We start from the raw sequence: 23202 nt of genomic DNA on the forward strand, positions 1-23202 counted from the left end.
CTCTTTGGTCTCAATAAGTGTTCCAAATTTACAAAAAAACCTATCAAGTTTTTATTCTTGATAGGCTTTATATATATTTTAACGTTTGTGATTTAACTATTTCACTCCGTGCATTAGTTTTTTAATTACTGGAGTTAACCCCATTAAAATAACTCCTGCCAGTATTGGTACAATAGTAAAAATTAAAAAGAATGTACTCATATCATAAGCAGCTGTAATTTTATCAATCATACCTCCCATTGAACCTGCTGCCTTATTACCCATACCTACAGCAATATACCAAAGACCAAACATAACACCAATAGTAGATGCTGGTACAAGTTTAGATACATAAGATAAACCTACTGGTGATAAACATAACTCGCCTAAAGTATGCAATAAATAAGCCAATATTAACCAAATCATACTTACAGATGCTGTTTGTGCTCCTTGTGGTATTTCAGCCGAACCGTATGCTAGCACACCAAAACCTAATCCTAAAAGAACTAATCCCATTCCGAATTTTACAGTTGCTGGTGGATTAAATTTACTTTCCCATATTTTTGAAATTAATGGTGCAAAAGCAATAATATAAAATGAGTTTAAAATAGAAAACCATGATGCCGGAACCTCAGTTTTAACATCACTAAATTGGTTTTTTAACATCCAAATAACAATACACCAAATAATAGCAAAACTAGCCCCTAAAAAAAGATTAGACAATGCATACTTTTTAAAAGTTATTTTAAACAATTGAAATAAAACATAAGTTATTATTAATAATGGAATTACTGTTAATAATGTATTAGCAATTCTAAATACATTGGCAGACCCTCCTTCTAAAACTCTGTTTGTATAATCTCCAGCAAAAATAGTCATAGACCCTCCTGCTTGCTCGAAAGCAGCCCAAAAGAATACCGTAAAAAATGCTAAAATACCTACAACAATATATCTATCTCTTTGAACCTTTGCCGGAACTTTTTCTTCCTCAACTAATTTTTCCTCATTGTTATCAATAGCATCATTGTATTCAATTGTTTTAGATGGAGACAAACCAATACTTCCAAAAATTCCTTGAGCAAACCAAAATTGTAACATTCCTAAAAACATGAATATTCCTGCTAGTCCAAAACCATAGTGCCATCCAGATGTCTCACCCACATATCCACAAAGTAATATCCCAACAAATGCACCAGCGTTTACACCCATATAAAATATGGTAAAGGCTCCATCTTTTTTATCTTGTGCATTTTTGTAAACTCCGTTAATAATAGATGTAATATTTGGTTTAAATAAACCATTCCCTGCAACTAAAAACCCTATTCCTAAATACAAACTCCAGGGAGTATCTAAAGCCATTGCAGCGTGTCCGACTGTCATAATTAATGCTCCTATAGCTACCGCATATCTATATCCTAAAAATTTATCAGCTAAATAACCTCCTATAATAGGTGAAAAATACACAAGCATTGTGTAAGTACCATATAACCCTAAAGCATCTTCTCTAGACCAACCCCAACCTGGATTATCTCCTGTAATTGCTGATGTTAAAAATAATACTAAAATTGCACGCATTCCATAATACGAAAAGCGCTCCCACATTTCTGTAAAAAAAAGGACAAATAATCCTGATGGGTGTCCCATTAATAACTTACGGTTCATCTCAGAACCTTCAAATCTAACAGTGTTTGTACTCATATTTTTGTTATATAATTTATAAATGAAAAAGTCTTGTAATGCTCAAATACATTACAAGACTTTATTTTATTTTTAGTTATTGTCTGCTAATTCAAAACCTTCAGTTTCTTCTTTTGAAGTTACCTCAATATCTTCAGCTCCGTGTGTTAATCTTTTTAAAGGTTTTAATATTAATAAAATTAGTATTCCAAACAATGTACAAAACACTGCTATACCTGTAAATACTTGAAACTCTCCAGCCCCTTCTGACATTTCTCCTACTAATCCAGCAACTTTGTTTCCTAATCCTGTAGCAGCAAAATAAGCTCCCATCATAAAAGACGCATACTTTACTGGTGCCAATTTTGTAATAAATGATAATGCTACTGGTGATGCGCATAACTCACCTATCGTGTGAAATAAATACGCTAATACCAACCATGTCATAGCTGATTTTTCAACCACATTATCTCCATTCATTACCACCTCAGTGCTTGCTTTACTCATAAAGAAAAAACCAAAAGCCATAATAATTACACCAATTGCCATTTTAAATAAAGAAGAAGATTCTTTCCCTTTTCTTCCCCATTTATGCCAAAATCCTCCTACTAATGTACCTAGAACGATGATAAAAAAAGCATTGACTGATTGAAAAACAGCAGCTGGAACTTCATATTGATAATCTAAAAACGATATTAATCTATCAGTTTTCTGTTCTGTATATAAACTCATTAAGCCTCCTGCTTGCTCGAAAGCTCCCCAAAAAACAATAATGATTAAAAATGATAAAAACATTACTAACATTCTATCTTTTTCAACTTTGGTTAATGGTTTTTTCATTAACTCTTTATCAGGTGAATCTTTTTTACCTAAAAACTCCCCAACGCCTTCTAAATATTTAAGCCCGAACATGTATACAATTTGCCCTAAAGCCATACCAATACCTGCTAAACCAAAACCATAATGCCAGCCATACTCAGCGGCTACAATTCCAACAGCTAAAGCACCAAAAAAAGCACCTAAATTAATCCCTATGTAAAAAACATAAAAGCCTTTATCCCTTCTATCATCTCCTTTTGGATACAACCCACCAACCATTGTTGAAATATTCGGTTTTAAAAAACCAACTCCAATTACAATAAATAATAGTCCTGTAAAAAATGCCCATTGTGCATCAACTGCTAAAATACCATGACCAATACATAATAAAAGACCTCCTAACATTACCGCTTTTTTCTGTCCTATAAATTTATCAGCAATCCAACCACCAGGTATAGAAGTTAAATAAACAAGCATTGTATATGTCCCGTAAAAAGAAATTGTTTCAGCATTTGTCCAACCAAAACCAGATTGTGGGTCACCTAATAATATAGGAGCTGCTAAATACAATGTTAAAATTGCTCTCATTCCGTAATATGAAAAACGCTCCCACATTTCTACGAAAAATAATACATACAAGCCTTTAGGATGTCCCAAAAACTCTTCTTGTTTAACTGTGTCCATATTTTATAAATTATTTTTAATAAAGTTTGTCATTTTAGTATACAGGTGCAAACGTGTATTACCTCCATAAATACCGTGATTCTTATCAGGATACATTCCCCATTCAAATTGCTTATTTGCTTGAATTAAAGCTTCTGCCATTCTGTAAGCGTTTTGCACATGTACATTATCATCACCTGTACCATGAATTAATAAATACTTACCTTTTAATAATTCTGGGTAGTTTAATGGTGAGTTATCATCATATCCTGCAGGGTTTTCTTCTGGAGTTCTCATATAACGCTCAGTATAAATACTATCATAAAAACGCCAAGTTGTAACAGGTGCCACTGCTATTGCTGCTGCAAAAACATCATTTCCTTTTAATAAACAGTTAGTACTCATGTGTCCTCCAAACGACCATCCCCAAATACCGATTCTTTTTGCATCTACATATGGTAACTCAGTTAATTTTTTAGCTACTGAAATTTGATCTTCTGTTTCGTGTTTTACCAAATTCATATAAGTAACTTTTTTAAAGTCTCTTCCTTTAAAACCTGTTCCTCTTCCATCAACACAAACAACAATATAACCGTTTTGTGCTAACATTTGATGCCAGTAATCATTAGCTCCATTCCAGCTATTTTTTACATTTTGTGAACCAGGCCCAGAGTATTGATACATTAATACTGGGTATTTTTTATTTGCATCAAAATTAGCAGGTTTAATGGTATACATATTTAAGTCGTTTCCGTTTACATTAATTGTAGAAAACTCTTTTTTACTTAAATTATACCCAGCAATAACTTCTTTTAAGGCAGCATTATCTTTTACTGTTTTTAATACTTTACCATCGGCATTTCTTAAAGAATATACTGTTGGTGTATTTGCATCAGAAAAAGTATTGATAAAATAATGATTGTTTTTACTAAAAGAGGCGCTGTTTGTTCCTGAAGGATTACTAATTATTTTTTTATTCTCTCCAGTTAAAGAAATACTATAAACACCACGATTTATTGAACCATTTTCTACTGACTGGTAGTAAACAGTGTTTTTATCAGCATTAAAACCATAGTAAGAAGTTACTTCCCAGTTACCTTTAGTTACTTGATTGATTAATTCTCCTTTATTGTTGTAATGGTAAATATGGTTGAATCCGTCTTTTTCACTTGTCCATATAAAACTATTATCATTTAAAAATGTTAAATCATCTGTTACATCAACATAAGCAGCATCTGTTTCATTTAAAATTAAAGTAGTATCGTATGTTTTTGCATTTATAAAATACATTTTTAAATCATTTTGATGACGATTTAAAGTACGTACTGCTAAAATATTACCATCTTTTGTCCAATTAATTCTTGGAATGTATTCATATTCTCCAAAAATAATTTTTGCGGTTCCGTTTGTTTTTAACGAGTATACGTGTAAGGTAACTTTTGCATTGTCTTCACCAGCTTTTGGGTATTTAAAAACATCTTGTGTTGGATATTTTCCTTTTCCATATACATCCATAGAAAATGTTTTCACAGCACTTTCATCAAAACGTAAAAAAGCAAGATTACTACCATCCGCACTCCATTCAAATGCTTTTACAAAACCAAATTCTTCTTCATAAACCCAATCGGTGATACCGTTAATAATTTTATTTTTTTCTCCGTCTTTTGTAATCTGAACAAGTGTGTTGCTAGAAAAATCTCTAATAAATAAATTATTATCTTTTGCATACGCTACCCTTTTGCTATCTGGCGAAAAAGTAGGACGTTGAATATCTTCTCCAATCAATTTTAATGATTTTGAAGCAATATCATACACATAGAAAGTTCCTAAAAAAGAACGACGAAAAATAGGTTTAAAATTAGTTCCTAAAATTAATTTTGTTTCATCACTATTAAAACTATAAGAACTAAATGATTTTAATCCGTTTAAATCTTTACTATCTACAATTGTTGCAACTTTTTCTAAAGTCTTATAATCGTATTTATCTACTGATGAACTTCCGTTACTATAGTTTAATAATGAGTAAAAATCTCCATTCATTGAGTTCAATGAATTCATATAATCGCCTCTAAATGTGCCTTTTCTCCATATATCTTCTAAAGAAATATCTTTTTTCTGAGCTTGTAAAAGCGAAGAAAATCCAATGAAAAGTATTAATATTTTTTTCATGTTATGTTGTTGTTTATCTAAAAAGTTTGCCAAGTTTACGGAAAAATCGCCAAAAAATGCCTCAAAAAAAGTAGAAATCGTAAATAAGAACGCTATTTTAACAGGATTAATTTATCTTTGAACCACCTAAATTAATCAATGAATGTCTAAAATTGTTGCTGGATTTTCTAAACTTACCAAAGAAGAAAAAATAGATTGGTTGGCTAAAACTTATTTTAATAACCAACCTGAAATTATACAAACACTTAAAAAATACTGGAATGTAGATGAAAAATTACAACAGCTACACGACGATTTTATAGAAAACACCATATCTAACTTTTACATGCCGTATGGTATTGCACCTAACTTTGTTATTAACGGTAGCGACTACGTTATACCAATGGTTGTTGAAGAAAGCTCTGTCGTAGCTGCTGCTTCTTTGGTTGCTAAATACTGGAGTACTCGTGGCGGATTTAAAACCGAAGTTATATCAACTACCAAAATTGGTCAGGTGCATTTTATGTATCAAGGAAACAAAGCTGATTTAACAACTTATTTTAAACAACAAAAAGAAAAACTATACGCAGCAACCGCTTCTATTACCAAAAACATGGAAAAACGTGGTGGCGGTATTTTAGATATTCAATTAGTTGACAAAACAAATAAACTTGATAATTACTATCAGTTACATGTTACTTTTGAAACCAAAGATAGCATGGGTGCCAATTTTATCAACTCATGCTTAGAAGCTATCGCAAAAACTTTTAGAAAAGATGATATTGAAGTTGTAATGAGTATTCTATCTAATTACGTACCTCAATGTATCGTAAAAGCCGAGGTAAGCTGTAAAGTAGAAGAACTTGGTGGTGAAAACCCTCAAAAATTTGCACAAAAATTTCATCAAGCTGTTAAAATAGCAGAAATAGAACCATACCGAGCCGTAACTCATAACAAAGGAATTATGAACGGTATTGATGCCGTTGTTTTAGCTACTGGTAACGATTTTAGAGCTATTGAAGCTGGTGCACATGCTTATGCTAGTAAAGACGGACAGTACAAAAGCTTAACGCATTGTGAAGTTAAAAATGATATATTTCGTTTTTGGATTGAAATCCCTTTAGCTCTTGGTACTGTTGGTGGACTAACTGCTTTACACCCCATGGCAAAATTATCGTTAAACATGATGCAAAAACCATCTGCAAGAAAACTAATGGAAATTATTGCTACCGCAGGATTGGCTCAAAATTTTGCTGCTTTACGAGCTTTAACAACTAAAGGAATTCAACATGGACACATGAAAATGCACTTGCAAAATATTTTAAATCAGTTAGAAGCTACACGTTCAGAAAAAGAAATTATTACCGCTTATTTTGAAAACAAAACAGTTTCGCATAGTGCTGTGGTTGCAAAATTTAACGAATTAAGAAAATAATTTTGGATAGATTTTACAGTAACGGAAAATTATTATTGACAGGCGAATATGTAGTTCTTGATGGAGCAACTTCTTTGGCGGTTCCTACAAAATTTGGGCAAGATTTAACTATTCAACCAATTAAAGAACCTCAAATTATTTGGGGTAGTTTTACCAATACTGGCGAATGCTGGTTTGAAGCCACTTTTGATTTACCTAATTTACGATTAACCTCAGCCACTTTTAATTCTGATAAAGAAGGTAGTGCCGAATTTATAGCAGAAACATTATCCGATATTTTACAAGAAGCAAAAAAGTTAAATTCTAATTTTTTAAATTCTGAAAACGGATTTATCGTAAAAACCAATTTAACATTCCCTCAAAATTGGGGACTCGGAAGTTCATCAACTTTAATTAACAACATTGCTACTTGGGCTAATATAAATCCGTTTAAGTTGTTATGGAATGCTTTTTCTGGTAGTGGCTACGACATTGCTTGCGCTAGTAACAACTCGCCTATTTTATATCAACTAAAAAAGAACCTCTCGACTACGCTCGAGTTGACACCTATTGTTAGCGAGGTAAAATTCAACCCGAATTTTAAAGACGAATTGTTTTTTGTATACTTAAATCAGAAACAAAATAGCAGAGAGGGAATTGCGCATTATAAACAACATCGAGAGGTTGCTGAAAATTTAATTCCTGAAATAAATAAGCTTACGCAAGAGTTTTTAAAAGCCAACGCTTCTTTAAATTTAAACAAAATAATATTTGAGCACGAACAATTAATTAGTTCAATTATTAAACAAACACCTGTAAAAAAACGGTTATTTCCTGATTATTTTGGTGAAATAAAAAGTTTAGGCGCATGGGGTGGCGATTTCGTTCTGGCTACAGGAAATGACAACACCTTATCTTATTTTAAACAGAAAGGGTACGATACAATTGTACCTTATAAAGAAATGGTTTTATAAAAAGTTCTTGATACAATTTTGACTAAAAATCAAAATTACTCGAACTAACAAAATACAAAATGAAGAAAGTAATTATAATTGGTGGTGGTGCAGCAGGATATTTTACAGCAATAAATGCAAAAGAAAATAATCCTGATTTAGATATTACGATTCTTGAAAAAGGAAAAGAAGTTTTACAGAAAGTTAAAATTTCAGGTGGTGGACGTTGCAATGTTACACACGCTTGTTTTGAACCTAAAGAACTCGTAAAATTTTATCCTAGAGGAGAAAAAGAACTTTTAGGGCCTTTTCATCAGTTTATGACTGGTGATACTTTTGAGTGGTTTGACGACAGAGGAATTCCTTTAAAAATTGAAAGTGACAATCGTGTATTTCCTGAAGCAAATACATCGCAAGCAATTATTGATTGTTTTCAAAAAAATGTTGATAGTTTAGGTATTACAGTTTTAAAAAATCATGGTGTAAATTCTATCGAACAACAAGAAGAAAAATGGCTTGTAAAAACAAAAAACCAGGAATTTACGGCTGATTTTGTAGTCGTTGCTGCTGGAAGTTCTAAAAAAGTATGGGATTTATGTAAAACACTAAATCATACAATTATTGAACCCGTACCTTCTTTATTTACATTTAATATAAAAGATAAACGAATTATAGATCTAGGCGGTATTGCTGTACCAAATGCCGAAGTAAAATTAGCAGGAACAAATTTTGAAAATTCTGGCCCGTTATTAATTACACATTGGGGATTAAGTGGCCCAGCTATTTTAAAACTATCTGCCTTTGGCGCAAGAATATTAGCTGACAAAAATTACCAATACAATGTTATAGTAAATTGGCTAGGGCAAGATTTTGATTTGGTTTTAGAAGAATTATTGCAGTTAAAAAAATCACAACCAAAAAAACAAGTTCATTTAAAATCGCCTTTTACTGATATTCCTCGTCGTTTATGGGAACGTTTTGTTGCCGCTGCAGAAATTAAAACTAATCAAAATTGGGGAGATTTAAGTAATAAACATTTAAATAATTTAGCAACTCAATTGACCAAAGGTTTATTTAATGCTAACGGACGAACCACTTTTAAAGATGAATTTGTTACCGCTGGTGGTGTAGATTTAAAAGAAATAAACTTTAAACGTTTTGAAAGCAAAAAACATAAAAACCTCTTTTTTGTAGGTGAAGTTTTAAATATTGATGCCGTAACTGGCGGGTTTAACTTTCAAAATGCTTGGACAGGCGGATTTATTTGTGCAAAAAGTATTGCTGAATAAATTTATTAATAAAAAAAGACCTTTTACTGTATTTAGTAAAAGGTCTTTTTTTATGTTATCCGATTTTAGCTTAAACCGTAGCAGATGCTTTCATCGACTTTCTATAAGTATAAGAATTAAAAATATTTCTTTTACCATAGTTATTAATAGATTTAGCATTAATAAACTTAAGAAATATTTTTTTTGTTACTCCAAAATACTCATAAGTATTACCATCAGTAAAAGTTACCTCCAACAACATACTTTTATGCTGATAATCGGCAACTTTAAACTCGGTAATTGTGGTATTATAAGCCTCTAAATTGTCTTCTTTTGTTTTTGGCGCTATACTTACTAAAAAATGATAACCATCAATAATTTTAGTACTTACCTCTTCGGCTTCTAACTTTTTATCTTCCTCTAAAAACTTATCTGGATGCCATTCTTTTACCAATCCGCGATATGTTTTTTTAAGCTCTTTTAAATCGATAGCTCCTTCTACATTAAAAAGCTTCTTATATTCTTTAATACGTTTCATTTGTATGAAATAATTTAGCCCGCGAAATTAGTTAAATTATCTGAATATGAGCCACAAAGCTATTTTATTTTAGCAAGTAATTATTTAGTAACTCATTACGGTTCCATAGTATAATAATTGAAATGTCTTTACATCTAAAATCAAGCAGTTCATGGCCATCATAATTCCGTAATTAGACTTATCATAAAATAGGTGTTGAAAATAATTTAATTCATTTTCATCGAAATCATAAAAAACATTGCTTGTTTTAAAATGTGAATCTGCAAAATTACTTATTTGAGATAGTTTATGTACATTCATTTTTATTGAGTAATTATACAAGCTATCTATTTTAATTTTTAATTGATCACCTTTAAAAGTTAACTCATTATTACTTTGAAAAAGAATGTTTTTATAAAAACCATTGGTTAGCATATCATACAAAACCTGTTCGGTATTTACCTTACTCTGAATTTCTTCAATATATTTTGATACATTATTTGACAAACGATTAAACTCAGCCACTATAATTTTAGTTTTTTGAAACATTAATGGTTTTTGAGCAGCTTGTTTTTCAAAAAAAGAAGTACGTCCTGCAATTACTTCGGTATTTATCCGAATCGCTTCGGTAATCGATTTATGCGCGGTATAAGTAGAAAGTTTATACTGTGCTTGTATTGAAACACACATTAAAAACACCGTAAAAAAAAGAAGCCTATTTTTCATAAAATAATTTTACTGAAAGATAGGCTATTTTATTAACTTTTTTAGCTGTTATTCTTCTTCATAACAGTTAAAAACAATGGTATATCCATATTCAATGGCTTCATTGTATAACTCTTTTTGATCTTCGTCAACATCATCAACAGAATCAAGTGTAAAATACTCTTCTTCTATTTCAGTTACTTTCCATCCTTCAGATTTTATGTAATATTTGGCAAGTCTAAGTGCGCCTTCAATATCTTTATAATCGATATATAAACTTACATAAGCTCCTAAAACCTCGTCGTAATGTTCAGATGATTTTTTTGGTTTTGCTAAAGCATTTATTAAAAACATAATTTTATTTTTTTTAGTTTAATTAAGCGAGTTCTCCTCTATGTGGTTTTAAAGCGTCTCTAAAAGTTTTCATATTACTTTCATCAACAATAATAAAAGCAATGGTATGCATTGGGTTTAATTCTTTATGATTTACTTCGTGATATGTTAACTGATCAATTTGTGCAAATTCCTTTAAATGAATACAATGATGCTTTGCGGTTGCTAATCCGTCAGGGCCTTTAAAATCCCATATTAGTTTTATTTTTCTATCCACAATTTATGTGTTTTATAAAAACAAAAATACTCATTTCTATGATTGAAATGAGCATTTAAATAAACTAACTGATTTTAAGAATTTTGCTATTTACTTTTTCTTAATTGCTAAACCTATAAGTCCTAATCTTCCTATTAAAAAAATTACCATACCAAAAGTTGGCTCTAATAAACTATACTTCATACCTCCAGCCAAAACTTGTGGAGCTATTTCATTTGCTCTTTCCATAACCCCAAGTGCTTCTATCCAACCAATAACAAAACATAAAACTCCAAAAAACAAAGCAAACAAACTAATCTCTTTTATTAAGTTTGAGTTTTTATCTGTGTTGTTTTTAATTCCTTTAAAAATAAAAAACACTACCAGTATTAGTAAAATTAACAATGGTATTCTAAATTCTAAAGCGCCATCTGTAATAAATCTCATAATATTATATTTTAAGTTATTTTATGGTAAAAGTATATTCAACTTATAATTCTTTTTATTTAAATAGATAGATCGACAATTTAAGTACATAGATAACAAGAATAGCGCTTAAACACTAAATTATGTAAAACAACTCACTAAAGATGCAATTAATCGCATATTATTTTTTTATTAGTAAAAAAAATGTTCATTTGTAAAATGAAAAAAAAAATTCAGTGTCTTTTAAAAAAAACGATATTGCACCTATTTTTTTGGCTTATTGTATGTTTTTTCTTTTATTCTTTTTTTAGTATTGGCTCCGCAAATATTAATTTTTTACTTTACTTTTCAATAACACTCTCTGCAATCGCAATAAGTGGCTCATATGTTATAGGTTATAAATTAATTCCAGAGTTTTTAATATTAGAAAAATATTGGAAATTCTCTCTTTACGTAAGCTATCTAATAATTTTTATACTTTTTAGTGTTTTAGTAACTGTGCTTTTTGGATTTATGTTCTTTTTCAATCTAGAATATAAACAAATGCCCGATTTAACAAAAAACACCTATGTAATATTTGTTTGTGTTATTTTAACAATAGTATTGTTTACGAGCTTCAAAATATTAAAACACAATCACAAATCTACAGAAGATAAAAAAGATATTGAAAACAAATTCTTGGCAACGCAACTACAATTAAAAGAACAAGAATTGAAGTTCTTAAAAATGCAAATTCATCCGCATTTTTTATTCAATACTTTAAACACCTTGTATGGTTTTGCTTTAAAAAAAGCAGATGATGCTCCTGAAATGATTTTAAAACTATCAAACTTATTAGATTATATTTTGTATCAGGTAGACAAACCTTTGGTTTTTTTAGAAGATGAAATTAATCATATTGAAAACTACATTTCGCTAGAAAAAATGCGCTTTCAAGAAAGTTTAAGTATCAACTTCATCATAGAAACCGATTTAAAAAACATCCAAATTGCACCGATGTTATTATTACCTTTTGTAGAAAACGCCTTTAAGCATGGTTCACAAATTAACGATGTTTTAAAAATCAACATCTATCTAAAAACCACGAATGATTTCTTGTTTTTTGAGATTAATAATTCAACAAAAAATAACTCAACCTTAAAAAAGGGGATTGGATTAGATAATATTAGAAAAAGATTAAATATGTTGTACAATAATAAACACCAACTAAACATTGCCCGAAATGAAAATTTATTTAATGTTCAATTAAAAATTTCCTTAAAAAATGGCTAATATACTCCGTTGTGTTATTGTTGATGATGAACCTATGGCTAGAGAAATTATAGCAACTTATATAAAAAAAACACCAAACTTACACCTAATAAAAACCTGTAAAAATGCCTCTGAAGCAATTATTTTTACACAAACTAACGAAGTTGATTTGTTTTTTTTAGACATTAATATGCCCGAAATAAATGGCTTGAGTTTGGCTAAAATCATCAATAAAAAATCAAAAATTATTTTTACCACCGCTTATAGAGATTATGCTGTTGACGGTTTTAATTTAAACGTGGTAGATTATTTATTAAAACCAATTGCTTTTGATCGTTTTTTACAGGCTACGCAAAAAGTGCTTCAACAAAATATTACTGTAAACGCTTCGCTAAACAAAGAGTTAGAAAAAGATTTTATTTTTGTTAGAGCTGACAGAAAAATGATAAAAATAAACCTAAACAATATCTTATACGCAGAAAGTTTAGGCGATTATTTAAAAATTTTTACTGATAACACAACTATTGTTACTCGAGAAACTATGAGTAATTTATTATCTAAACTACCAATTAATCAATTTTTACGAATTCATCGATCTTATATTATTTCTATTCAAAAAATAAGTTCTTATACAAACGAATTTATTGAAATTGAGAGAAAAGCAATACCAATAAGCAGAAGCTATAAAGAATCCGTTTTGCAAAAATTAGCACAAGTGTAGGGTAAATTTTATCTTTACAGCAAAATTTTACACGTTGAATACATCAGAATTTATATTTTCTTCAGAAGAAAAAACAGTAAAAAACTTATCAACTTCTTGGCAAACACCAAGTAATATTGCTTTGGTAAAATATTGGGGAAAAAGTGATCCCCAAATACCAAAAAATGCCTCTATAAGTTTTACGCTTAATAATTGTCATACTAACACAGCAATTGATTTCGAAAAAAAAGAAAACAATACTGTTGTTGATTTTGAATTATTTTTTGAAGGAAAAAAGAAGGATGATTTTAAACCAAAAATTGCAAAATTCTTTGAGCGAATAGCAGTCTATTGCCCATATATTTTAGATTATAGAATGGTGATTTCGTCTGAAAATTCTTTCCCACACAGTAGTGGAATTGCTTCTTCAGCAAGTGGTATGAGTGCGATAGCAATGTGTCTATTAAGTTTAGAAAAAGAACTAAACCCTAATTTAACTGATACTTATATTAATAAAAAAGCTTCTTTTTTAGCACGTTTAGGCTCTGGTAGTGCTAGTAGAAGTATTGAAGGCCCTTTAGTTGTTTGGGGAACACATCCTGAAATAGAAGGAAGTTCAGATTTATTTGGTGTAAAATATCCATACAAAGTACATCCAGTTTTTGAAAACTATTGCGACACTATTTTATTGGTTGATAAAGGAGAAAAGCAAGTTTCATCAACCGTAGGGCATAACTTAATGCACAATCATCCGTATGCTCAACAGCGCTTTAAGCAAGCCAATGATAATTTAACCAAATTGTCAGAAATTCTTCAAAACGGAAATATTAAAGAATTTATCAACTTAGTAGAAAGTGAAGCTTTAACCTTGCATGCTATGATGCTTACAAGTAATCCATATTTTATATTAATGAAGCCAAACACTTTAGAAGTTATTAATAAAATTTGGGAATACAGAGAACAAAATGACAGTAATATTTGTTTTACATTAGACGCTGGTGCCAATGTACATGTTTTATATCCAAACATCGAAAAAACTGATATTGAAAACTTTATTAAAAACACATTAGCCAATTACTGCCAAAAAAATCAGTATATTTGTGATAATGTGGGCTTTGGAGCAAAGGCTCTTTAACTTAAATTCTCTGCCGTATGAAAACTTCAGCATTAATAATTACTGTATTTATTTGTTTTTTTTCTGCAGCAATAAATGCACAAGAAACAATTTGGTTTGATACCAATTGGCAAGAAACTACTAAAGAAAACCATGAATATTACCGACCTGCACCAAAAAAAATTAAAAATGGCTTTTGGTTAGTTGATTACCACAAAAATGGTAAAGTTCAAATGGAAGGTTTTAGCACTAAAAAAACTCCAAATCAAGAAGTTTTTGATGGTTTAGTGATGTATTATCATGCAAGCGGAAACATTTTTCACAAAGCCAACTATGTAAACGGAAAACTTGATGGTGTTCGTAAGGTATTTTACGAAACAGGAGAACTTAAAGAACAAGGAAAATATACCGACGGGCAAAGAAATGGCGTTTGGAAAACTTTTTATAAAAACGGAAAAATAGAAACCAAAGGAAAATATCGTAATAACGAAAAAGTAGGCGTTTGGAAAACTTTTTACAAAAACGTATACTAGTTTGTAAACTAGCGCTTTTACTTGTACTTTTGCTAAGTAATTAAATCAACTATGAAAGGACCTTTATTTTATGCTAAAATATTACTTTTTGGAGAATACGGAATTATAAAAGACTCCAAAGGTCTTGCTATTCCCTTTAATTCTTACAAAGGTGTTTTAAAATCAGCAACAAATTTAACCGGTGAAGCCGAAAAGTCAAACCATAATTTAACACGTTTTTACAATTACTTAAACGATTTAAACTCTGATTTAGTTTCTTTTGATTTAATTTCTTTTAAAAATGATATTGACAACGGTATGTACTTTGACTCGTCTATTCCGCAAGGATATGGAGTAGGAAGTTCAGGAGCTTTAGTTGCTTCTATTTACGACAAATACGCAACAAACAAAATTACCGTTTTAGAAAACTTAACCCGTGATAAATTATTAGTTTTAAAACAGATTTTTTCTTTCATGGAATCTTTTTTTCACGGTAAAAGTTCTGGATTAGACCCTTTAAACTCTTATCTAAGCTTACCAATCTTAATCAATTCAAAAGAACATATAGAACCAGCAGGTATTCCATCTCAAAAAGAAGGAAAAGGCGCAGTCTTTTTATTAGATTCTGAACAAATTGGAGAAACCGAACCAATGGTAAACATCTTTATGAATAAGATGAAAAATGAAGGGTTTCGTAAAATGATAAGCGAAGAATTTTCTTTACACACCGATGCTTGTATCGATAATTTTTTACACGGCGATATAAAATCATTATTTGGTAATGTAAAAAAATTATCAAAAGTTGTTTTAACCAACTTCAAACCAATGATTCCGAGTGCTTTTCACAAGATTTGGGAAAAAGGAATCCAAACAAATGAATACTACTTAAAACTTTGTGGCTCTGGAGGTGGAGGTTATATTTTAGGTTTTACTGAAGATTATGAAAAAGCCAAAACAAGTTTAAAAGATTATAAATTAGAACTAGTGTATAGATTTTAAAATGCAATTTAATGAGTAGTGCATTAAAATTAAATACATTAATTAAAAAGATATTTAGCCTCTTATCAGTTATTAGAGGATATAATATATTAGTATTAATAGCAGCCCAATATTTGGCTGCTATTTTTATTTTTTCTGAACAAAAATCGGTAAAACCTGTGCTTTTTGATTGGCATTTACTATACTTAGTAATTGCTACAGTTACCACGGTTGCTGCCGGATATATTATTAACAACTTTTATGATGAAAAGTCAGATAAAATAAACCGGCCTATAAAAACTGGAGTTGATGCTTACATTAAACAAGAAACAAAATTATCACTTTACTTCTTATTAAACTTTATTGGATTTGGTTTTGGCTGGCTAGTTTCTTTAAGAGCTGCTTTTTTCTTTGCCATCTATATTTTTGGTATATGGTTTTACTCTCATAAACTTAAAAAACACCCTCTTATAGGGTTAATTAGTGCTACAATCTTAACAATACTACCTTTTTTTGTAGTTTTTGTACATTATAAAAATTTCTCTGAAGTAATTTTTGTACACGCTATTTTTCTTTTTTTAATTATAATGATTCGTGAATTAATAAAAAAGCTAGAAAACATAAAAGGGGCAATCATAAATAATTATAGTACTTTCCCTGTAAAATACGGTGAAGAAATCACTAAAAAATTAATCATTTTATTAATGATTTTTACGCTGATTCCTGTCGGAATATTATTCAATTACCCAGCAATTGAGTATATGAAATATTATTTTTATTTAACTGCTATTGTATTATTCTTTATTGGTTTTTACACTTGGAAAGCAACAAAAACAAATCAATACCGCCTATTACATAACGTTTTAAAGATATTATTATTAATAGGAGTTTTTAGTTTGCTTTTTATTGATAAATCATTAATTTTAGACAAAGTCGTACATGTTTTAGATTAACACTCAAATATTTACTGTACATTTGCACCCTTTTTAAAACAAAATTATGAACTCAAAAAAATCGTCGAGAGGACGACAAGCTGACAGAAACAGCAATCCTCAAGAAAAAAAATCTTTTAAAACTGATAGAAGCAACAATTCTTCTGATAAAAAAAGATTTGTAACTAGCGCTTCTGACAACAGAAAACAGTTTAAAAAAGATTTTAAAAAATCACAAGCTAGTAAAACAACTCAAAAAAACACTGAAGATACTGGTATTCGTTTAAATAAATATATCTCAAATTCAGGAATTTGTTCTCGTAGAGAAGCAGATACTTATATTGAACACGGTAGTGTTTCTGTTAACGGAAAATTAATGACTCAAATGGGTTACAAAGTACAACCTACTGATGAAGTTCGTTTTGACGGAACCTTAATTTCAATAGAACAAAAACGTTATATTTTATTAAACAAACCTAAAAATTACATTACAACCATGGAGGATGACCGTGGACGTAAAACTGTAATGGAAATTATTGCTAACGCGACTAAAGAACGTATTTATCCTGTTGGAAGATTAGATAGAAATACCACTGGATTATTACTATTTACAAACGATGGTGAATTAGCTAAAAAATTAACACACCCAAAGCATAACGTACGTAAACTATACCATGCCTCATTAGATAAAAAATTAACCTTAGCTGATTTAGACAAATTACGAGGGGAAGTAATTATTGAAGGACGAAAAGTTTTTATTGATGCCGTTTCTTATGTAGAAGGCGAACGTAAAACCGAAGTTGGTATTGAAATACACTCTGGAAGAAATAGAATTGTACGTAAAATATTTGAAAACTTTGGATATACAGTTACAAAACTAGATCGTGTGGTTTTTGCTGGTATGACAAAAAAGAATTTACCTCGCGGTAGATGGCGTGAATTAACCAGTCAAGAAGTAAACACTTTACAAATGTTATAAAAAAAATCCCGAGTTTAAAACTCGGGATTTTTAATTTACTTATTTTTCTTTTTTATGATCTTCCTTTATTTCTTCACTCCTATACTTACAACAGGGGTGCAAATTATCATAAGCCTCTTTAGTTGCTTTTATTGCTTTAGTATCATGACCTACATTTGCTACATTCTGCTGAATGGTTTTAATGGTTGTTTTACGCTCATCAATAATTAACTTTAGCTCATGCGTTTTCACATTCCATTGCGCATACTTAACACCCTTACCATTTAAAGCAGCTTTTTCAATACGTCCTTTACACATCATACAAACACCGTCTACATCAATAGATACTTTGGCGTTTTTTTTCTTTTTTTGTGCTGATAAAGATACACTCATCAACAAAACTACTAGTACTAATACTGTTTTTTTCATCTTAATCTATTTTAAATCTTAAACCTGTATAAAAATTACTTCCAAATACTGGAGCATATATAATAGTGGTATCAAAGTTTGCACCAAAAGGATTGTCGCTTCCAAGTATCGGATTTTTTTGTTTATAATTTGTTATATTTTCTGCGCCGGCATATATCTCAAACTTTTTAGAAAACACTTTTGTTATTTGAGTGTTTAGTAAATTATAACTTTTTGAATATACTGGTAATTGGTATTCAACTGAGTTAAGTTGTGTATTAGGTAATCGCTGTTTACCAACCCAATTATAAGTTATATCAAATTTCCAATGCGCATCATTTTCATTTTTTTCAGTTTCGTACGATATATTTGCAAAAAAGCGATGTTTAGCTTGTAAAGCCTTATCTATGTTTCCTGTTTTATAATCCGTATTAACATCATAATACTTATAAGAAAAACGCGTATTAAAATATGGTATTATATTTTGATTTACCTCTACTTGAAAACTATTGGCAACACTATTTCCTTTTAAATTATAAAATGATATTTCTTGCGGATTTTCCCAGTCTACAACCACCTGATTTTCGAAATCTGTTCTGTAAAAGTCAAAAGTTATATCACCTTTCTTTCCAAACAACTTATAACCTTGCAAAAATGAAACTCCATAATTCCAAGCTGTTTCAGGATCTAATCCATATATATTACCCCCAGCTTTATCAATATTAATTTGCCTTGATGATGCAAAAAATTGTTGATTTTCTGCAAAAATATTCGCACTACGTTTTCCTCTTCCTATTGATGCTCTAAACACCCCTTTTTCCCAAGGCACATATCTAATATGTAAACGAGGTGTAATAAATGTTCCTAATAAATTATGTGTATCAACTCTTAAACCTGCTGTTACACTTATATTATCAGAATTATCATAGGCATATTCAAAAAATGCTCCTACTGAATTCTCTTTGCGATCGTAATTATTAATTGTATTAATTTTTACAAATTCATCATATTTATCGTAAGTAAAGCTAAGCCCTGTTTTAAATTTATTTCTGGTATCACCAATAATTGAATTAAAAGTAAAACTACTAAAAAAACTTTGATGCTTAATATTATAATCCCTTAAGCCAAAGTATGATTCTTGCTTATGATCACTATAAGCTGCTTGTAAACCCATACTTTGAAAAGGCAAATCAGGAAAAACATAACCTATTTTTGCTGAGGCATCAAATCGAGATGTATTTATTTCACTACCCCAAACAGTAGTTGACCCTTTATCTATATCTGGATTAAAATTAATTTGCCCTACTTGTTTTTGATCATCTAAATATCTAAAATTGATAAAACTTACCCAACCTTTTTCAGCATCAACATATTGCCAACGGTTCATTATATTTATTTGTTCCGCAAGCGGATTATCTAAAAAACCATCATTGTTTTTATCAAATTTTTCTCCTCTATAATTTCCATGAACATACAAACCTGTTTGCCATTTCTTGCTTATTTTTTTATTCAAATGAGTATTCAGCTCTAACCTACCTCCTGCTGAGCCATATACATTTGCAAAAAAACGATGATTTGTATACGGTTTTACCAACTCTGCATTTATTTGACCCGAAATACTTTCGTACCCATTTACAACACTACCTGCCCCTTTGGTTATCTGAATACTTTCTACCCAAGTACCAGGAGTAAATGAAAGCCCAAATACCTGAGAAGCTCCTCGTATAGATGGAATATTTTCTTGCGTAATTAACAAGTAAGGACTAGTTAAGCCTAACATTTGTATTTGCTTAGTACCTGTTAAAGCATCAGAAAAATTAACATCTATTGATGGATTTGTTTCAAAACTTTCAGCTAAATTACAACAGGCTGCTTTTAAAAGTTCTTCACTATTAATCATCATTACATTTTGTGCCTCTAAGTACGATTTTTGAGTGGCGCTTTTTTTAGCTTTTATGGTTACTTCTTTTAAAGTATTACTTTCTTTTAAAAAATGATGTATTGGTTTTAAATTATTTATTGTAATAGTATCTGTTTTAAAACCAACAAAACTAACTATTAGTTTTTTATATTCTGATTTATAAGGTATGGTAAACCATCCTTTTTCGTTTGTAGTTGTTCCTATGTTTGTGTTTAACCAGTAAACACTTGCTCCATAGATCCCTAAATTGTCTTTAGATCCGTTTTTGTCCATAACCATCCCTTTAAATTTTTCTTGAGAAAAGGATATAGTAGACATCAGTATAAACATACCGATTATATGTATTTTCATTATTTTTATATCATATTAAGTTTTACAATTCTTGTTATTTAATAGAATTGTAAAATCAAATGATAAATACTTCGTGAAGAACCTGAATATCAAAAACTAAATTAGGCGGAGAATAATATTGGTTAGTTAAAGATTGTTTATCTAAAGTTTGAAACAATAATTTAAATGAAGTACAAAAAGCTAAAATGAATTTAGCTTGATTGAAACTTATTTTTTCTGAAGAAGATTTCTGAATATCATCTTGTCCAATAATTTGATGAACCTCATCTTTACAACATTTTTTTTTCTTAGTTATAGTTGCACAATCGTCTTTTTGACCTTTATTACAAGAGTTTGCTTCACCTACATAAGAAATATCTACCAAAAAATCACCACAAAAATGCTTTTCTATCGTAAAAGAGAACGTAGAAAACAACACTAATAGCGCCAGTAATACGGTTGATATTTTAGTAAATACTTGTTTCATCGACTACAAAGATACAAAAAAATAAAAAATTGTTTTTTAAAACAATTGTTAAATCTATTTTTGCAAGTTCTTAATTCAATTTACGATTAAGTATATAAAACTCATTAACAATGAACTTACTAGAATTAAAAAAAAACATAAATAAAATATCAGAAAGTAATATTACTAAAGAAAATAAATTGCAACAAATTTGTGATTACTTAGCAGCTGAAATTTCATATTACGACTGGGTAGGGTTTTATTTTAAAAACGGAGATAAAGATGAATTAAAATTAGCGCAATTTAATGGAGAGCCTACAGATCACACAATTATTCCTTTCGGAAAAGGTATTTGTGGTCAAGTTGCTGTTAGTAATGAAAACTTTGTAGTACAAAATGTGCAAGAACAAGATAATTATATTTCTTGTGGATGGAAGGTTAAATCGGAAATTGTAATTCCTATTTTTATTAATAAAGAAAATGTTGGGCAAATAGACATTGACTCTCATACAGTTAATCCATTTACGGAAAATGATGAAGAATTATTAGAACATGTTTGTAAAAAAGTCGCTCTTTTTATATAATTACCCTATAAACACTTGACTATTAAGATTATTATATATATTTTCGTATTCTTAAATAACCCCACATAATCCCCTAAATTATGAGTACTAAAGAATATCCTTCTTACGCTGCATTAGGCAACACTAATGCTCGTACAAAATCTCAACAATCATTATTAGAAAAATTTACTTTATGGTTTCGCGATTTTTTAGAAAACGCTGAATAATATTTTTCTTTTTTAATGTAAAAAACACCATCAAATTTTTAAAAATTTTGATGGTGTTTTTATTTAGCAATAACCTAAAATAACTATTGTGTAAACTTTACTGTTTTAGTAGCTTTGCTAGCTTAACAACACAACAATAATGAGCAGTACAAAAACTATTAAATCAGCACTAATATCCGTATTTCACAAAGATGGATTGGAGCCAATTGTAAAAAAATTAAACGAATTAGGTGTTACAATATACTCAACTGGAGGTACTGAAACATTTATTAAAGAATTAGGTATCGATGTAGTTCCGGTAGAAGATGTAACTTCTTACCCATCAATTTTAGGAGGACGTGTAAAAACATTACACCCTAAAGTATTTGGAGGTATTTTAAACCGTCAAGATCATGATGGCGATGTTGCTGAAATGAAAGAATATAACATTCCGCAACTAGATTTAGTAATAGTAGATTTATACCCTTTTGAAAAAACAGTCGCATCTGGTGCTCCTGAACAAGATATTATTGAAAAAATTGATATTGGAGGAATTTCATTAATTCGAGCTGCGGCAAAAAACTTTAAAGACACTGTACTGGTTTCTTCTATGGATCAATATGCAGATTTCCTAACGCTTATTAGCAAAAATAACGGAACTACATCAATAAACGATAGAAAAAAATTAGCTGCAAAAGCTTTTAATATTTCTTCTCATTACGACACCGCTATTTTTAACTATTTTAATGAAGACGAAGTTGTTTATAAAGCAAGTGAATCGATTTCTAAAACCTTAAGATATGGGGAAAACCCACATCAAAAAGGATATTTCTTTGGAGATTTAGAAGCAATGTTTGATAAGCTACACGGAAAAGAATTAAGTTATAATAATCTTTTAGACGTAGATGCTGCTGTAAACTTGATGAATGAATTTACAGGAGAAGCACCAACATTTGCAATTTTAAAACACAATAACGCATGTGGTTTTGCGCAAAGAGAAACCATTTACCAAGCCTATACAGATGCTTTAGCTGGTGACCCTGTTTCTGCTTTTGGTGGTATTTTAATTTCAAACACAAAGATAGATAAAGCTACTGCTGAAGAAATTCATAAATTATTTTGTGAAGTTGTAATCGCCCCTTCATATGACGATGATGCTTTAAGCGTTTTAAAAGGTAAGAAAAATAGGGTTTTATTAATTCAAAAAGAAATTGAATTACCAAAACAAACTGTAAGAACTGCTTTAAATGGTGTTTTAATTCAAGATAAAGATTTTATTACAGATAAATTAAGTGATTTATCGTACCCTACAAATACTAAACCATCAGAAAGTGAGTTAAATGATTTGTTATTTGCCTCTAAATTATGTAAAAACACAAAATCGAATACAATTATTTTAGTAAAAAACAAACAATTATTAGCTGGTGGAACTGGGCAAACAAGTAGAGTTGACGCTTTAAAACAAGCCATTGAAAAAGCCAATAGTTTTAATTTTGATTTAAAAGGAGCGGTGATGGCTAGTGATGCATTTTTCCCTTTTCCTGATTGTGTAGAAATTGCAAATAACGCAGGTATACAAAGCGTAATTCAACCTGGTGGATCAATTAAAGATCAACTAAGTATAGATTACTGTAATAACAACAATGTTTCAATGGTTTTTACAGGAACCAGACATTTTAAACATTAATTAAAATCAATGTAAAAT

Annotated in this window: 24 protein-coding genes; 13 read left to right on the forward strand and 11 right to left on the reverse strand. The window is 29.9% G+C overall.

The genetic code is table 11. The features are described 5' to 3' along the window. Positions 1–96: 96 nt before the first annotated feature. The 3 genes from BA195_RS00190 to BA195_RS00200 form a co-directional block, all read right to left on the reverse strand. Entirely contained in the window at positions 97–1677 is a 1581-nt protein-coding gene (locus tag BA195_RS00190; RefSeq protein ID WP_068701228.1) for a peptide MFS transporter, read from the reverse strand. Between the two features lie 72 nt (positions 1678–1749). Further along, on the reverse strand, positions 1750–3159 hold the full coding sequence (locus tag BA195_RS00195) for a peptide MFS transporter (RefSeq protein ID WP_068701230.1): 1410 nt from the start codon (positions 3157–3159) through the stop codon (positions 1750–1752). 3 nt (positions 3160–3162) lie between these two features. Beyond that, positions 3163–5307 (reverse strand): S9 family peptidase, encoded by a 2145-nt coding sequence (locus tag BA195_RS00200; protein ID WP_068701232.1) that lies wholly within the window; start codon positions 5305–5307, stop codon positions 3163–3165. 142 nt (positions 5308–5449) lie between these two features. Between BA195_RS00200 and BA195_RS00205 the strand changes: the two genes are divergently transcribed. From BA195_RS00205 to BA195_RS00215, 3 genes are read left to right on the forward strand one after another with little or no spacing between them, the layout of a single operon-like run. After that, complete coding sequence (locus BA195_RS00205; protein WP_068701234.1) at positions 5450–6721, forward strand: hydroxymethylglutaryl-CoA reductase, degradative; 1272 nt, start codon at positions 5450–5452, stop codon at positions 6719–6721. A gap of 2 nt (positions 6722–6723) precedes the next feature. Beyond that, positions 6724–7674, forward strand: coding sequence for a GYDIA family GHMP kinase (locus BA195_RS00210; RefSeq protein WP_068701236.1), 951 nt, complete (start codon positions 6724–6726; stop codon positions 7672–7674). A gap of 59 nt (positions 7675–7733) precedes the next feature. Continuing rightward, on the forward strand, positions 7734–8942 hold the full coding sequence (locus BA195_RS00215; protein WP_068701239.1) for a BaiN/RdsA family NAD(P)/FAD-dependent oxidoreductase: 1209 nt from the start codon (positions 7734–7736) through the stop codon (positions 8940–8942). Positions 8943–9012: 70 nt separating this feature from the next. Here the strand turns inward: BA195_RS00215 and BA195_RS00220 are convergent, their stop codons facing one another. The 5 genes from BA195_RS00220 to BA195_RS00240 form a co-directional block, all read right to left on the reverse strand. Next, a complete protein-coding gene (locus tag BA195_RS00220) occupies positions 9013–9459 on the reverse strand; it encodes a KTSC domain-containing protein (protein WP_068701241.1) in 447 nt (148 codons plus the stop codon). 84 nt (positions 9460–9543) lie between these two features. Next, a complete protein-coding gene (locus BA195_RS00225) occupies positions 9544–10164 on the reverse strand; it encodes a hypothetical protein (protein ID WP_141677630.1) in 621 nt (206 codons plus the stop codon). A 48-nt stretch (positions 10165–10212) separates the two neighbouring features. Next, a complete protein-coding gene (locus BA195_RS00230; RefSeq protein WP_068701245.1) occupies positions 10213–10497 on the reverse strand; it encodes a hypothetical protein in 285 nt (94 codons plus the stop codon). 22 nt (positions 10498–10519) lie between these two features. Further along, positions 10520–10753, reverse strand: coding sequence for a hypothetical protein (locus BA195_RS00235; RefSeq protein WP_068701247.1), 234 nt, complete (start codon positions 10751–10753; stop codon positions 10520–10522). A 90-nt stretch (positions 10754–10843) separates the two neighbouring features. After that, positions 10844–11179, reverse strand: a complete 336-nt coding sequence (locus tag BA195_RS00240; protein ID WP_068701250.1) for a hypothetical protein — start codon at positions 11177–11179, stop codon at positions 10844–10846. 522 nt (positions 11180–11701) lie between these two features. Between BA195_RS00240 and BA195_RS00245 the strand changes: the two genes are divergently transcribed. From BA195_RS00245 to BA195_RS00275, 7 genes are read left to right on the forward strand one after another with little or no spacing between them, the layout of a single operon-like run. Next, a complete protein-coding gene (locus BA195_RS00245) occupies positions 11702–12430 on the forward strand; it encodes a sensor histidine kinase (RefSeq protein WP_245662302.1) in 729 nt (242 codons plus the stop codon). Continuing rightward, entirely contained in the window at positions 12423–13130 is a 708-nt protein-coding gene (locus tag BA195_RS00250) for a LytR/AlgR family response regulator transcription factor (protein WP_068701255.1), read from the forward strand. Before BA195_RS00245 ends, BA195_RS00250 begins: the two co-directional genes overlap by 8 nt. A gap of 34 nt (positions 13131–13164) precedes the next feature. Beyond that, positions 13165–14244 (forward strand): diphosphomevalonate decarboxylase, encoded by a 1080-nt coding sequence (locus BA195_RS00255; protein ID WP_068701257.1) that lies wholly within the window; start codon positions 13165–13167, stop codon positions 14242–14244. 17 nt (positions 14245–14261) lie between these two features. Next, a complete protein-coding gene (locus BA195_RS00260) occupies positions 14262–14756 on the forward strand; it encodes a toxin-antitoxin system YwqK family antitoxin (protein WP_068701259.1) in 495 nt (164 codons plus the stop codon). A 51-nt stretch (positions 14757–14807) separates the two neighbouring features. After that, positions 14808–15734: a mevalonate kinase family protein gene (locus BA195_RS00265; protein WP_068701262.1), complete on the forward strand. Its 927-nt coding sequence runs from the start codon at positions 14808–14810 to the stop codon at positions 15732–15734. Between the two features lie 11 nt (positions 15735–15745). After that, positions 15746–16666, forward strand: a complete 921-nt coding sequence (locus tag BA195_RS00270; RefSeq protein WP_068701264.1) for a geranylgeranylglycerol-phosphate geranylgeranyltransferase — start codon at positions 15746–15748, stop codon at positions 16664–16666. 46 nt (positions 16667–16712) lie between these two features. Continuing rightward, the gene (locus BA195_RS00275) at positions 16713–17624 is read left to right on the forward strand and encodes a pseudouridine synthase (RefSeq protein WP_141677631.1); all 912 of its coding nucleotides are present in this window, start codon (positions 16713–16715) and stop codon (positions 17622–17624) included. A 39-nt stretch (positions 17625–17663) separates the two neighbouring features. On the opposite strand, the gene BA195_RS00280 is transcribed toward BA195_RS00275, so the two are convergent. Genes BA195_RS00280 through BA195_RS00290 form a run of 3 tightly spaced genes read right to left on the reverse strand, consistent with a single transcriptional unit; the run spans position 17664 to position 20749 of the window. Continuing rightward, positions 17664–18032 (reverse strand): heavy-metal-associated domain-containing protein, encoded by a 369-nt coding sequence (locus BA195_RS00280; protein WP_068701268.1) that lies wholly within the window; start codon positions 18030–18032, stop codon positions 17664–17666. Position 18033: 1 nt separating this feature from the next. Beyond that, a complete protein-coding gene (locus BA195_RS00285; protein ID WP_068701270.1) occupies positions 18034–20283 on the reverse strand; it encodes a TonB-dependent receptor in 2250 nt (749 codons plus the stop codon). A 55-nt stretch (positions 20284–20338) separates the two neighbouring features. Further along, positions 20339–20749 carry an HYC_CC_PP family protein gene (locus BA195_RS00290; RefSeq protein ID WP_068701272.1) on the reverse strand — a complete coding sequence of 137 codons (411 nt, stop codon included), beginning with the start codon at positions 20747–20749 and terminating at the stop codon, positions 20339–20341. 110 nt (positions 20750–20859) lie between these two features. Here BA195_RS00290 and BA195_RS00295 point away from each other — a divergent pair, with 110 nt between their 5' ends. The 3 genes from BA195_RS00295 (at position 20860) to purH (ending at position 23184) form a co-directional block, all read left to right on the forward strand. Beyond that, on the forward strand, positions 20860–21312 hold the full coding sequence (locus BA195_RS00295) for a GAF domain-containing protein (protein ID WP_068701274.1): 453 nt from the start codon (positions 20860–20862) through the stop codon (positions 21310–21312). An 80-nt stretch (positions 21313–21392) separates the two neighbouring features. Further along, entirely contained in the window at positions 21393–21518 is a 126-nt protein-coding gene (locus BA195_RS14570) for a hypothetical protein (protein WP_262509353.1), read from the forward strand. Between the two features lie 139 nt (positions 21519–21657). Next, positions 21658–23184, forward strand: coding sequence for a bifunctional phosphoribosylaminoimidazolecarboxamide formyltransferase/IMP cyclohydrolase (purH, locus tag BA195_RS00300; protein ID WP_068701275.1), 1527 nt, complete (start codon positions 21658–21660; stop codon positions 23182–23184). Positions 23185–23202: the final 18 nt, after the last annotated feature.

Origin of the sequence: Tenacibaculum soleae, assembly GCF_001693415.1 — a bacterium.
GTDB classification, from domain to species: Bacteria; Bacteroidota; Bacteroidia; order Flavobacteriales; family Flavobacteriaceae; genus Polaribacter; species Polaribacter soleae.